This is a genomic window from Stenotrophomonas maltophilia (genome assembly GCF_002799245.1).
Lineage (GTDB): Bacteria > Pseudomonadota > Gammaproteobacteria > Xanthomonadales > Xanthomonadaceae > Stenotrophomonas > Stenotrophomonas maltophilia_S.
Map to the genome: position 1 here is coordinate 605,487 of NZ_NEQV01000002.1, position 13,456 is coordinate 618,942.

Annotated in this window: 8 protein-coding genes; 2 read left to right on the forward strand and 6 right to left on the reverse strand. The window is 68.0% G+C overall.

Features of this window, described 5'->3' with window-relative positions; all coding sequences use genetic code 11:
- Window positions 1–70: 70 nt before the first annotated feature.
- The 5 genes from B9Y64_RS08690 to B9Y64_RS08710 form a co-directional block, all read right to left on the reverse strand.
- On the reverse strand, window positions 71–1,111 hold the full coding sequence (locus tag B9Y64_RS08690; protein WP_100440338.1) for a copper resistance protein B: 1,041 nt from the start codon (window positions 1,109–1,111) through the stop codon (window positions 71–73).
- On the reverse strand, window positions 1,108–2,925 hold the full coding sequence (locus tag B9Y64_RS08695; protein ID WP_100440339.1) for a copper resistance system multicopper oxidase: 1,818 nt from the start codon (window positions 2,923–2,925) through the stop codon (window positions 1,108–1,110). Before B9Y64_RS08695 ends, B9Y64_RS08690 begins: the two co-directional genes overlap by 4 nt.
- 75 nt (window positions 2,926–3,000) lie before the next feature.
- A complete protein-coding gene (locus B9Y64_RS08700) occupies window positions 3,001–3,384 on the reverse strand; it encodes a CopL family metal-binding regulatory protein (RefSeq protein WP_100440340.1) in 384 nt (127 codons plus the stop codon).
- A 203-nt stretch (window positions 3,385–3,587) separates the two neighbouring features.
- Window positions 3,588–5,393 (reverse strand): DNA helicase RecQ, encoded by a 1,806-nt coding sequence (gene recQ / locus B9Y64_RS08705; protein WP_100440341.1) that lies wholly within the window; start codon window positions 5,391–5,393, stop codon window positions 3,588–3,590.
- Window positions 5,394–5,822: 429 nt separating this feature from the next.
- Window positions 5,823–6,371, reverse strand: a complete 549-nt coding sequence (locus tag B9Y64_RS08710; protein ID WP_100440342.1) for a Dps family protein — start codon at window positions 6,369–6,371, stop codon at window positions 5,823–5,825.
- Window positions 6,372–6,457: 86 nt separating this feature from the next.
- On the opposite strand from B9Y64_RS08710, the gene hrpA reads away from it, so the two are divergent.
- On the forward strand, window positions 6,458–10,540 hold the full coding sequence (hrpA, locus tag B9Y64_RS08715) for an ATP-dependent RNA helicase HrpA (RefSeq protein ID WP_100440343.1): 4,083 nt from the start codon (window positions 6,458–6,460) through the stop codon (window positions 10,538–10,540).
- Between the two features lie 75 nt (window positions 10,541–10,615).
- On the opposite strand, the gene B9Y64_RS08720 is transcribed toward hrpA, so the two are convergent.
- Window positions 10,616–11,140 (reverse strand): hypothetical protein, encoded by a 525-nt coding sequence (locus tag B9Y64_RS08720; protein WP_100440344.1) that lies wholly within the window; start codon window positions 11,138–11,140, stop codon window positions 10,616–10,618.
- Window positions 11,141–11,270: 130 nt separating this feature from the next.
- On the opposite strand from B9Y64_RS08720, the gene B9Y64_RS08725 reads away from it, so the two are divergent.
- Complete coding sequence (locus B9Y64_RS08725; protein ID WP_100440345.1) at window positions 11,271–13,427, forward strand: RelA/SpoT family protein; 2,157 nt, start codon at window positions 11,271–11,273, stop codon at window positions 13,425–13,427.
- Window positions 13,428–13,456 lie beyond the last annotated feature (29 nt).

Genomic DNA, 13,456 nt, shown 5'->3' on the forward strand with positions numbered 1-13,456 from the left:
CAATGGAACGTGGCGCAGTGTAGCCGGCCCCGGCGGCTGCCGGGGCTGGCCACTGCTCACGAACCGCTGCTCAGAACCACATGCGCACGCCGGCCACCCAGCGGGTGTCGCGTGCATGGTCACCGGCATAATCGGCGGTGTCGCCAAACGTGCGTTCGTGGCTGATGCCAATGTACGGCGCGAAGCGGCGGCTGAACTCATAGCGCAGGCGCAGCCCGGCTTCCACCTTGTTCAGTCCGCGGCCAATGCCGTACTCCGGTTCATCCCTGGCTGCGACGGTGGCTTCCAGCAGCGGTTGCAGGATCAGGCGGTTGGTCAGCAGCACGTCGTACTCGACCTCGGCCTTGGCCAGCACCTGGCCGCCGGAGCCCATGTACAGAGTCGCCGAGCTCTCGAACTTGTACGGTGCAAGGCCCTGGATGCCGATGGCCGCCCATGTGCGCGAGTCGGCCGGCCGGAAGTCCTGGCGCACGCCGACCAGCACGTCCCACCACGGCGACACACTGCGGCCATACAGCGCTTCCAGTGACGATGACCCGGTGCGGCCGCGGCTGCGTTCGCCATCGGTGCGCAGCCACAGGCGGTTGATGTTGCCGCCGATCCACCCGGTAGCCTCCCAGGCCTGGCCGGTGCTGCTCTTGCCGTCCCAGTGCTCCAGGCGGTCGATCAGCAGCAGGCTGTTGATCTCCGGCGCGTGTTCCATTGCGCCGTGCGCGATCGGCGGGAATGCGGCGGCGCGGTCGGCGTCGGTGGGAACCGGGATCGGTTCGCGCGGTTCGGTGGGTGCCGGCGTGCCGTGGCCCATGGCCGCGTGGTCCATCCTGGAATGGTCCATCGTGGCGTGGTCCATCGCTGCCGGTTGCATCGCGCCCTGGTCCGTCTTCGAGTGATCCATCTTCGAATGGTCCATGCCGGTGTGGTCCATCACACTGGAGTCCATCGTCGAAGGGTCCATCCTGGAATGATCGACCTGCTCGGCCGGCGCCTCCGCGGCCTTCGCCGGCGGTGCCATTGCCGCCATGTCATGGCCGGCGTGTGACTGCGCGAACACCGGCAGCGCGGTGGCCAGGCCCAGCGCCAGCAGGCTGGGGGAAAGGAGGGGACGGCTCATTCTTCGATCCTCACTTCGCGCATCATGCCCGCTTCCATGTGGTACAGCAGATGGCAGTGGTAGGCCCAGCGGCCCAGTGCATCGGCGCGCACGCGGTAGCTGCGGCGGGTGCCGGGTGGCATGTCGATGGTGTGCTTGCGCAGCTGGAACTCGCCCTGTGCGTTTTCCAGATCGCTCCACACGCCGTGCAGGTGGATCGGGTGCTGCATCATGGTGTCGTTGACCAGCACGATGCGCATGCGCTCGCCGTAGTTCAGCCGCAGCGGTTCGGCGCTGGCGAACGGGATGCCATCGAACGACCAGGAGAATTTCTCCATGTGGCCGGTCAGGTGCAGCTCGATCTCGCGGCTGGGCTCGCGGCCATCGGGATCCTCGAACAGGCTGCGCATCGCGCCGTAGGTCAGCACCTGGCGGCCGTTGTCGCGCAGGCCGATGCCGGGGTCGTCCAGCTTCGGTTCGGTGGCCGAACTCTGCATGTCCACCAGCGGGTTGTTGCGCTCGCTGGCCGGGTGCTTGGGGGCCTTGCTGGCGCTATCGCCGCCGCCATGCGCGCCGTGGCCCATGCTGGCGCCGCAGCCACCTTCCATGCCCTTCATCGCGGCCATGTCGTGGCCACCACCGCCCATGTCATGGCCCGGCATGCCGTGGCCCATGTCGGCCATGGTCAACAGCACGCGTGGGTCACGCTCGGGAATCGGCGCCTGCAGGCCGTGGCGGACCGCCAGCGTGCCGGCGGCGTAGCCGGTACGGCCCATGTCCTGGCAGAAGATGGTGAAGGCATCCTGGCCGCTGGGTTCCACCAGTACATCGTAGGTTTCAGCCGGAGCGATGCGGAATTCATCGATGCTGACCGGGTGGATGTACTGGCCATCGGCGGCGACCACGGTCATCTTCAAACCGGGGATGCGCACGTCGAAGTAGGTCATCGACCCGCCGTTGATGAAGCGCAGCAGCACCTTCTCGCCACTGCGGAACAGGCCGGTCCAGTTGCCGGCCGGGGCAGTACCGTTCATCAGGTAGGTATAGGTGTTGGCGTTGACGTCGGACAGGTCGGTTGGCGTCATCCGCATCCGGCCCCACATGCCACGGTCGGACAGCGCCGCCGACCAGCCGTCGCGCTTCACGTCGCGCAAGAAATCCGGCAGCGTGCGCATGTAGTAGTTGTCGTACGCCGCCAGCTTCTTCATGCGGCGGAACAGTGCGCCCGGGTCCATGTCGGTCCAGTCGGACAGCATGATCACGTGCTCGCGGTCGTGCCGGTACGGCGCCGGTTCGGCGGGGTCGATGATCAGCGCGCCGTACAGGCCGGCCTGCTCCTGGAACATCGAGTGGCTGTGATACCAGTAGGTACCGGACTGCTTCAGATCGAAGTGATAGTGGTAGGTCTCGCCGGGCCCGATGCCGTTGAAGCTCAGGCCGGGCACGCCGTCCATGTTGGCCGGCAGCAGGATGCCGTGCCAGTGGATCGAGGTCGGGTGGCGTTCCAGCGTGTTGCGCACGAACAGGTCCACGGTCTGGCCCTCGCGCCAGCGCAGGATCGGGGCCGGCAGCGAGCCGTTGACGGTGATCGCCGGGCGGGTGCGGCCGGTGAAGTTGGCCAGCGATTCGCCGATGGCCAGTTCGATGCGGGTATCGCTCAGCACGGCGGGAGCACCGGCCAGGCGTGGCGTGGCCGTGGCGGCGGCGAGCGCGCGCTGCGGCACGCCGACAGCGGCGATGCCGGCAACCACGCCGCCGGCGGCCAGGCCCTGCACGAACAGGCGGCGCGACGGCATGGGCACGGCGCCCGGGCCGGGGGGAATGCGGGTATTCATGGTGGTGACTCCAGACACGTAAAGACGCCGGCAGGCGGCCGGCTACGGTGCGCAGGGCGCACGGTGCGTGTGGAATCAGCCGATGGGAGGGCGCGAGATGGGCGGCAGCGGCGGCGCCGGCCGGCCGGTGGCGGGCATCGGCTGCGGGGCCAGCGACAGCGCCGGGCCGGCCATGAACGGCAATGGCTGCACCACCAGCAGCGGGTGCTGGGCGCAGCTGCGCACGCAGTCCTTGATCTGGCAGTGGGCGTCGTGGGCGGGGGCCTTGGCCTGTGGGGCCGGGTCGGCCTGCATGCCGGCGTGGTGGTGGCAGTCGGGACTGCCGCCATCAACAGCAGCGGCCACGGCGTGCGCCATCCGGCCCATTTCTTCGTGACCACTGGCCATGGCCGCGTTCAGCCCGTTGAGCAACAGGCTGAGCATGAGCACGACGCGGAGCAGGGTCGAGGCCAGGGACATGGCGCTAATCTAGCCGCAAGCGGGCGGCGATGCACTTCCGGCTGAATGGCCGGTTCAAGGTTGGACCCGCACCAATGTAGCGCCGAGCCCACGCTCGGCTGCTGTTCGCGCAGAGGCAGCCGAGCGTGGGCTCGGCTCTACAGGGCGCCCGCGCGTCGTTGGGACCATGCCCGGCGGCCGCGCAGCGCGGCAGCGCGATACCGTCAGCCCTCTTCGCGAACGATTTCGACCAGGCGTGGGCCGTAGCGGCTCAGCTTGGTGCCACCGATGCCGCCGACCCGGGCCAGTTCATCCAGGCTGGTCGGGCGCTGCTCGGCGATGTTGCGCAGGGTGCTGTCGTGGAAGATCACGAACGCCGGCACGTTCTGTTCGCGGGCCAGTTCGGCGCGCAGGCCGCGCAGCGCGTTGAACAGGGCCAGATCCTGCGGCAGCACCGACAGCCCGGTGCGTTGCGCACTGCGTTCCCGTCCGCTGGTGCTGCTGGCCGGATCGCGGCGCATGCTGATCTGGCGCCGGCCGGTCAACACGTCGCGGCTGGCGTCGGTCAGGCGCAGGCCACCGTGGCCCTCGCTGTCCACTTCCAGCAGGCTGGCGGCGACCAGCTGGCGGAACACGCTGCGCCAGGTGCGCGCATCCAGGTCGCGGCCGATGGCATAGGTGCTGAGCTTGTCGTGCCCCTGCTGCTTCACCTTCTCGTTCTCGCTGCCACGCAGGATGTCGATCAGGTGGCCGACGCCGAAGCGCTGGCCGCTGCGGTAGACGCAGCTCAGCGCTTTCTGTGCCGGAATGGTCGCGTCCCACGAGGCCGGCGGCGTCAGGCAGTTGTCGCAGTTGCCGCAGGGCTGGGGGTAGGTCTCGCCGAAGCCGGCCAGCAGCACCTGGCGGCGACATTGCATGGATTCGCAGTAGCCCAGCAGATGGTCGAGCTTGGCCCGCTCCAGCTGCTTGCGTTCTTCGCCGGCCTCGGACTGCTCGATCATCTGCTTCAGCAGCACCACATCACCCAGGCCGTAACACAGCCAGGCCTCGGCGGCCTCGCCATCGCGCCCGGCGCGGCCGGTTTCCTGGTAATAGCCTTCCATCGACTTGGGCAGGTCGGTATGCGCGACGAAGCGCACGTCCGGCTTGTCGATGCCCATGCCGAAAGCGATGGTGGCGCACATCACGATGCCGTCTTCGCGCAGGAAGCGGCGCTGGTTGCTGGCGCGCACTTCCGGCGGCAGGCCGGCGTGGTAGGGCAGGGCGTTGAAGCCCTGGCCGCAGAGGAATTCGGCGGTCTCCTCGACCTTGCGCCGCGACATGCAGTAGACGATGCCGGCCTCGCCACGGTGGCCGCGCAGGAAATCGGTCAGCTGCTTGCGGGCATTGTCCTTCTGCACCACGGTGTAGCGGATGTTGGGGCGGTCGAAAGAGCTGACGAAGTGGCGGGCGTCCTGCAGATCGAGGCGCTCGGCGATCTCGCGCTGGGTCGGCGGATCGGCGGTCGCGGTCAGCGCGATCCGTGGGATCTGCGGCCAACGCTCGTGCAGCACGGTCAGCTGGCGGTACTCGGGGCGGAAATCATGGCCCCATTGCGACACGCAGTGCGCTTCGTCGATGGCGAACAGGGCGATCTGGCTGCGCGACAGCAGCGACAGGAAGCGACCGGTCAGCAGCCGCTCCGGGGCGACATAGAGCATGTCCAGCTCGCCAGCGAGCAGTTCGCGCTCGACGCGGCCGGCGGTCTCGGCATCCAGGGTTGAATTCAGGTACTCGGCGCGCACGCCCAGCTGGCGCAGGGCCTCGACCTGGTCCTGCATCAGCGCGATCAGCGGCGAGATGACGATGCCGCAACCGTCACGCAGCAGGGCCGGGACCTGGTAGCACAGCGACTTGCCGCCGCCGGTGGGCATCAGCACCAGGGCATCGTGACCGGCAGCCACATGCTCCACGATGTCCTGCTGCGGACCACGGAAATCGTCGTAACCAAAGACGCGTTGGAGCAGGTCGTGCGCGGGGCGGGAAGGCATCGCGCTAGTTTACCCCGGCGGGGGAGCCGGCAGGGCTGCGCCCAGGGAACGCGCCATCGCATGCGCGCTGCCGCTCCCACGCTTCGCTTCGCGAAACGCGGGCCCCACTTACCAGCTTCCAGACCCCCGCCGCTTCGCGGCCGCCCCCTGACTCAGGGGGCACTCCCCTAGACTTGGCCCGGTGGTCAGTAGATCCACGCCATGCGTGGATGAAATCTGTCAGATATCGACAAACAACATGGGGTCAGATCCGTTTTCCTGCGGAAAACGGATCTGACCCCAGGATGTCCCGACCTACTGCCACCCCAAGCAGCCCCCTCTGTTGAGGGGGCGCGCCGACAGGCGCGGGGAGAGGCCGGCAGGTGATGCAGGGTCCATGATTCCGCACCGCGGAATCATGGAAACCCGTAGGGGCGAAGCCCTGAAGGGTTACTGCAGTAGAGAGCGCAGCATCCAGGCGTACTTCTCGTGGGTCTGCAGGCGCTGGGTCATCAGATCCTCGGTCGGGGCGTCGTCACCCTTGGCCGCCACCTCCAGCACTTCACGTGCCGTACGGCAGACCGCTTCGTTGGCGACCACCAACTGGCGTACCATTTCACGCCAGTCCGCACTGTCGGTCAGGCCCGGTTCCTCGACGATCGAGGTCAGCGCAGCGAATTCCCGGTAGGAGCCCGGGGCATTGAAGCCCAGCGCGCGGATGCGCTCGGCCACGTCGTCCAGTGCTGCCCACTGCTCGGTGTACTGCGTCTCGAACATGGTGTGCAGCGAGTTGAACATCGACCCGGTCACGTTCCAGTGGAAGTTGTGCGTCTTCAGGTAGAGCGTGAACGCATCGGCCTGGAAGTGCGACAGGCCGTCGGCGATCTTCTTGCGGTCGCCCTGGGTGATCCCGATATCGATGTTCGGCGCCGACGGTGCCGCCACTGCAAGCTTCTGCTTGCCGGTCTTGGCCTTGGTCGTGCTCTTGGTCTTCGCCATGGGGTTCCTCCTTGTGGAATCGTTGGCCTTCACAGTAAATCAGTCTCGATGACTGGTCGCTTTCAAAGTTTTGAACGAACCGATTGATGAACTCTATCGATAAAAATCCGCCGCCCCGCCTGCGCCAACAGCGCGCCGCCATCGACGGCGCCATGAGCCGCGACCGGGGCCGTTTGCTGGGGATGCTCTCGCGTTGCCAGGCCAAGCCACAGGATGCGGCACTGGCCGCTACCTTCGAGCAGGCCTTGCAGGCGTCGGTGCAGCGCCGGCAGGTCAGGGCGCAGCAGCAGCCGTCCATTACTCTGGACCCGCAGCTGCCCATTGCGCGTGAAGCCGAGGCCATCATCGGGCTGATCCGCGACCACCAGGTCGTGGTGATCGCCGGTGAAACCGGCTCGGGCAAGACCACCCAGCTGCCGAAACTGTGCCTGGCCGCAGGCCGTGGCCAGGCCGGCATGATCGGCTGCACCCAGCCGCGACGGATTGCCGCACGTGCGGTGGCCAGCCGCGTGGCGCAGGAACTGCAGAGCGAGCTGGGCCAGCTGGTCGGTTACCAGGTGCGCTTCAACGACAAGGTCAGCGAAGACAGCCGCATCAAGTTCATGACCGACGGCATCCTGCTGGCGGAGATCGCCAGTGACCGCTGGCTGTCGAACTACGACACGATCATCGTCGACGAGGCGCACGAACGCAGCCTCAACATCGATTTCCTGCTGGGCTACCTGAAGCAGCTGCTGCGCAAGCGCCCGGACCTGAAGCTGATCGTCACCTCGGCCACCATCGACACCGAACGCTTCGCCAGCCATTTCGACAATGCGCCGGTGATCAGCGTCGAAGGCCGCACCTACCCGGTGGAAGTGCGCTACCGCGCGCTGGAAGGCGAGGGTGAACAGGAAGGCGAACGCACCGTCAACGACGCCATCGTGTCGGCCATCGATGAGATCACCCGCCTGGATTCGCGCGGCGATGTGCTGATCTTCCTGCCGGGCGAGCGCGAGATCCGCGATGCGCACCAGTCGCTGGAACGGCGCAAGTACCGCAACACCGAGGTGCTGCCGCTGTACGCGCGCCTGTCCAACCAGGACCAGGACCGGGTATTCAACCCCGGGCCGAACCGGCGCATCGTGCTCGCCACCAACGTGGCGGAAACCTCGCTGACGGTGCCGCGCATCCGTTACGTGGTCGATCCGGGCTTCGCCCGCGTCAAGCGCTACAGCCCGCGCAACAAGCTGGACCGCCTGCACATCGAGCCGATCTCGCAGGCCAGCGCCAACCAGCGCAAGGGCCGCTGTGGCCGTATCGCCGAGGGTATCTGTTACCGCCTGTACGCCGAGGCCGATTTCCAGGCGCGGCCGGAGTTCACCGATCCGGAAATCCGCCGCTCCAGCCTGGCCGGGGTGATCCTGCGCATGCTGCAGCTGGGCCTGGGTCGCATCGAAGAATTCCCATTCCTGGAAGCGCCGGACGAGCGTGCGGTGGCCGATGGCTGGCAGCAGCTGACCGAACTGGGCGCGATCGATACCGAGCGGCGCATGACCACCATCGGCAAGCAGATGGCACGCCTGCCGGTGGACGTGAAGCTGGCGCGCATGCTGGTGGCCGCGCAGGCGGCCGGCTGCCTGCGGCCGATGCTGGTGATCGCCTCGTTCCTGGGCATCCAGGATCCGCGCGAACGCCCGCCCGAAGCACGCGGTGCAGCCGACAGCGCGCATGCGCAGTTCGCCGATGGGCGCTCCGAGTTCGTCGGCGTGCTGCGCCTGTGGGATGCCTATCGGCAGGCCCATGAAGATCTGACCCAGTCCAAGCTGCGCGATTGGTGCGGCCGTCATTTCCTTGGCTTCCTGCGCATGCGCGAGTGGCGCGAGCTGCATCGCCAGCTGCGCCTGCTGTGCGAGGAGCTGGGCTGGAAGGAAGAGGCCAGCGAGGCGTCGATGGCGCCGCTGCTGGCCGGCAGCAGTGCGCCGGCGCCAGCGCGTGATTATGCTGCCGCGGTGAAGGCCACCCGTGGCCAGTTGCACCGCGCTGCACGCCTGGCCCGCGAAAGCAAGGCCGAGGCCGCACCGGCCCCGGTGCCCGTGCGTGCGCAGAAGGAACAGGCACCGGCGGGAGGGGGTTTCAGCGAACGCGTGCGTGCAGCGGCCTACCAGACCCTGCACCGTGCGCTGGTGGCGGGCCTGCCGACGCAGATCGGCCACCGCACCGAGAAGGGCGATTTCCAGGCGCCGCGCCAGCGCCGTTTCCTGCCGTTCCCGGGCTCGGCGCTGTCCAAGCGGCCGCCGCCGTGGCTGCTGGTGGCCAATCTGCTGGATACGCAGAAGGTGTGGGGCATGACCCTGGCCGCGATCGAGCCGGACTGGGTGATTGCCGAACTACCGCACCTGCTGCTGCGCAAGCACTTCGACCCGCACTGGTCGCGCGCGCAGGGCCAGGTGCTGGCGTCCGAGCAGATCAGCCTGTTCGGCCTGGTGCTGGCGCCGAAAAAGCCGGTGCACTACGGTCGCATCGCACCGGGCGAAGCGCATGACATCTTCGTGCGCCAGGCACTGGTGACCGGCGAGATCAACACCCGTGCCAGTTTCGTGGCCGACAACCAGAAAGTGCTGGAGGTCGCCCGCGAGGAAGAAGCGAAGCTGCGCCGCGCCGGCATCGTTGCCGACGAAGACTGGCAGGCGCGCTGGTACCTGGACCGGGTGCCGCCGCAGATCCATTCGGCCGCGGGGCTGGATGCCTGGTGGAAGGGGCTGGCGCCGGAACAGCGCAAGACCCTGCACTGGTCGCTGGTCGATCTGTTGCCGGGTGAAGGCAGCGAACAGGAGCGCTATCCGAAGTACCTGGCGCTGGGCCAGGCGCGGCTGCCGCTGCATTACCGCTTCGAACCGGGTGCCGACGACGACGGCGTGACCCTGGACGTGCCGCTGCACCTGCTCAACGCGCTGGACCCGGTGCAGCTGGGCTGGCTGGCGCCGGGCTTCGTCGCCGACAAGGCCTCGGCACTGATCCGCAGCCTGCCCAAGGCGATGCGCCGCAACTACGTGCCGGCGCCGGACTTCGGTCGCGCGTTCTACGAGGCGTTCCCGCAGCCCAGTGCCGATGCCATCACCGGCGAGTTGGCGCGTTTCCTGTCACGCGCCACCGGCGCGACGGTGACCGCGCTGGATTTCGAGCCCGGTTCGATCGAGCCGCACCTGCACATGAACCTGCGGCTGCGCGACGAGCAGGGCAAGGTGCTGGCGACCTCGCGTGATCTGGACGCACTGCGCGCGACGTTCGGCAGCCGTGCCGGCGATGCCTTCGCTGCACGCGCCGGCCGCGAGATGGCAGCTGATGGCCTGCGTACGTTCCCGGCGGCGCCGGTTCCGCTGCAGGTGCCGGGCGAAGCCGGTGTACCGGCCTATCCGGCGCTGCTCGATGAGGGCAACAGCGTGGCGCTGCGCATCTTCGCCGATCGCCAGCAGGCGCAGGAGGCCCATCCGCTGGGCGTGCGCCGCCTGCTGGAGATCGCGCTGGCCGAGAAGGTCAAGCAGGCACGCAAGCAGTTGCCGGTCGGTGCCAAGACCGGCTTGCTGTATGCCGCGATCGAATCGCAGGAGCGCCTGCGCGGTGACCTGGTCGATGCGGCGATGAACGCGGTGCTGGCGGAGGGCCTGGAAGACATCCGCGATGCAGCGGCCTTCGAGCATCGACGCGAGCATGCCGCCAAGGCCCTGTTCGGCGAGGCCATGTCACGGCTGAAGCTGGCCGAGAGCATCCTGGCGCTGGTGGCAGAACTCAAGCCGATGCTGGAAGCGCCGTTGATGGGCTGGGCGCGCGGCAACCTGGACGATATGGAAGCGCAGCTGGCCGGCCTGATCCACCCCGGGTTCCTGCGTGATACGCCGGCCGACGCACTGGCGCAGTACCCGCGCTACCTGAAGGCGATGATCCTGCGCACCGAGCGCGCCAAGCGTGATCCGCCGCGCGACCAGGCACGCATGCTGGAACTGCATCCCTTCCTGGAAGCGCTGCAGGTGGGTGAGCAGCAGGGGCTGCGCGAGCGGCCGCAATGGCAGGCCCTGCGCTGGGATCTGGAAGAACTGCGGGTATCGCTGTTCGCCCAGGAGCTGGGTGCACGCACCGGCATCTCGGCGAAGAAACTGGCGCAGCGGGTGACCGCACTGCGCCAGGCGTGACCGCGTGCAAGGGTCGCCCCATCGGGCGACCCTTGCCGCCGGGCATCGATCCGGCGCGGCCGGCATGCCCGGGCGTTACTTGGTGCGGCGAACCTTCGGCTGAACGTTCACCCCGTCCACCTTCATGTACCAGGCCCCCATCACGCCCGGGCGCATGCTGACGTTCGGGGCTTCCTTGCGGCCACCGGAATAGTGCGTGGCATCTATCTGCTCCCACTCCTGGCCGTTCTGCAGCACGTAGCGGCGGCCCTGGCTGAAGCCACGGAACTCGCCCTGCAGGTTGCTTTCGATCGGCTCGCTGCTGCCGAAATCCAGGAAGCCACGGTTCTTCTTGATCACTTCCTGGCGGCCTTCTTCGCGCGCTGCGGCGACGGCCTGGGTGGTGGCCGCCTCGACCTTGCCCTGCAGCCAGCGGTTGAGCGTAGCCAGCTCATCGGCACTGAGCTTGTCCAGGCCGGCGGCCTTGAACTCGGTGGGTGACATCTGCTGCTGCAGGTCGCCCTGCACCACGCGCTGGGCCAGCGCAGGCGCGGACAGGGACAGCAGCACGGCGGCACAGGCCAGCAGCCGTGGACGGACGCGCAGGGCAATCGAAGGCATGGCAGGTCTCTCCTGGGGATGTTGGCGAGTGTAGCGGCATGTCTTCATGCCGGGTGATGGTGGCCGCGGTGATTGTCCCTGAACGGCGCCGGCGCTAGTGTAGGGGCTTCTGTCTTGCCTGCTCGATGCTGTGAACCGCGCTTCCGTCCCTGGCCTGGATGCCTTGTTGAACCGTCCCTCGGCAGCGGTGCTGCCTGCTCCGCTGCGCCAGGCCCTGCGCGAGCATTGGGAAGCGCCGGACTGCGACCACCAGATGCGTGCCACCTGGTCGGTGCTGGGCGATACCCTCGATGCGCTGGCGATGCTCTCGGCAGACGAGGGCGCGGTGGTGGCAGCCTTGCTGTTCGACCTGCCGGGCCTGCGCGTCAGCCTGGACCAGCTGCCGCTGGGCGGCCACAAGGCGGCGGTGATCGGGCTGCTCGATGGCCAGGATGCGGCCGATCCGGTGTGGGCGCTGCATGCCGGCCGTGAGGCGGGACGCAACAGCGAGGGCCTGCGCCGGTTGCTGCTGGCGATCATCCGCGACCTGCGCGTGGTGCCGATCCTGCTGGCACGCCAGCTGGCGCGGATGCGTGCGGCCGACAAGCTGGACGATGAGCAGCGCCGCGCGCTGGCCCAGCTGACCCGCGACATCCACGCGCCGCTGGCCAACCGCCTTGGCATCTGGCAGCTGAAGTGGGAGCTGGAAGACCTGGCGTTCCGCCACCTGGAACCGGAGACCTACCGCCGCATCGCCCGCGAGGTGGACGAAACCCGCATCGCCCGCGAGCGTTACGTCGAGAACGTCAAGAAGGTGTTGTCGCGCGAGCTGGTCGCCCAGGGCATCAGGGCCGAAGTCAGCGGCCGCCCGAAGCACATCTACAGCATCTGGCGGAAGATGCAGAAGAAGCGGCTGGCCTTCGACCAGCTGTATGACATCCGTGCGGTGCGCGTGATGGTCGACGACGTCGCCGCCTGCTATGCCGCGCTGGGCGTGGTGCACGCGTTGTGGGCACCGGTGCCGAGCGAGTTCGACGATTACATCGCCCGGCCCAAGGCCAACGACTATCGCTCGCTGCATACCGCAGTGGTCGGCCCGGAAGGGCGCACCATCGAAGTGCAGATCCGTACCCATGAAATGCACTCGCAGGCCGAGCTGGGCGTGGCCGCGCATTGGAAGTACAAGGAAGGCGGCAAGGGCGCGGAGAAGTCCTTCGATCGCAAGATCACCTGGATGCGTCAGCTGCTGGAGCAGGCGCAGGACGGTCAGGGCAATGAACTGGCTGGGGCGCTCGATGCCGAGCTGACCGAGGATCGGGTCTATGCGCTGAGCCCGAAGGACGAGGTGCTGGACCTGCCGCAGGGCGCCACGCCGCTCGATTTCGCCTACCAGGTGCACACCATGGTGGGGCACCGCTGCCGTGGCGCCAAGGTCAACGGCCGTATCGTGCCGCTGACCTATCGCCTGCGCAGCGGCGACCGCGTCGAGATCCTGACCGGCAAGGAGGCCGACCCGCGTCGCGACTGGCTGATGCCGGCCAACGGCTTCCTGGCCAGCAACCGCTCGCGCGAGAAGGTCCGCAGCTGGTTCCACAAGCTGGATCGGGCGCGCAACGTGCAGGCCGGCCGCGAGCTGCTCGAGCGCGAGCTGAAGCGGCTGGGCCTGCAGCACTCGGACCTGGCCGTGGCGGCGAAGAAGTTTCATGCCGACAGCGTCGATGACCTGTACATCCAGGTGGCGCTGGGCGATACCGGCCCGAACCAGGTCAGCCGTGCGCTGCTGGAAGCGGAGCGTGCCGCCAGCCAGCCCGCACCTGCGCCGACCCTGCCGCGGCCGACCGCGCGCCGCGAGAACCTGGGCAAGTCCAAGTTCACCGTGCAGGGCGTGGGCAACCTGCTGGTGCAGCTGGCACGCTGCTGCCAGCCGGTGGCCGGCGAGCCGATCGTCGGCTACCTCACCCGTAGCCGTGGTGTCACCGTACATCGTGCAGACTGTGCTGCGCTGGCCCGGCTGGCAGCCAGCAGCCCGCAGCGCATCCTGCCGGTGGAATGGGGCCAGGCCGGCGGTGGCTACGAAGTGGACGTGGTGGTTACTGCGGTCGACCGCCGCTGGCTGCTGAAGGACATCACCAACCTGATCGCCCAGGAAGACGCCTACGTGCTCGACATCCACAGTGACAACGTGCGCAACAGTGGCCGTGCCCATCTGCGGCTGCGGCTGAAGGTCAGTGACTATGGGCAGTTGTCGACCCTGCTGGGCAAGCTCGATGCGCTGCCCGGCGTGAGCGAGGCGCGTCGCCTCGGCTGAGCTTCACGCTGCCCCGGCTACCCTGCACG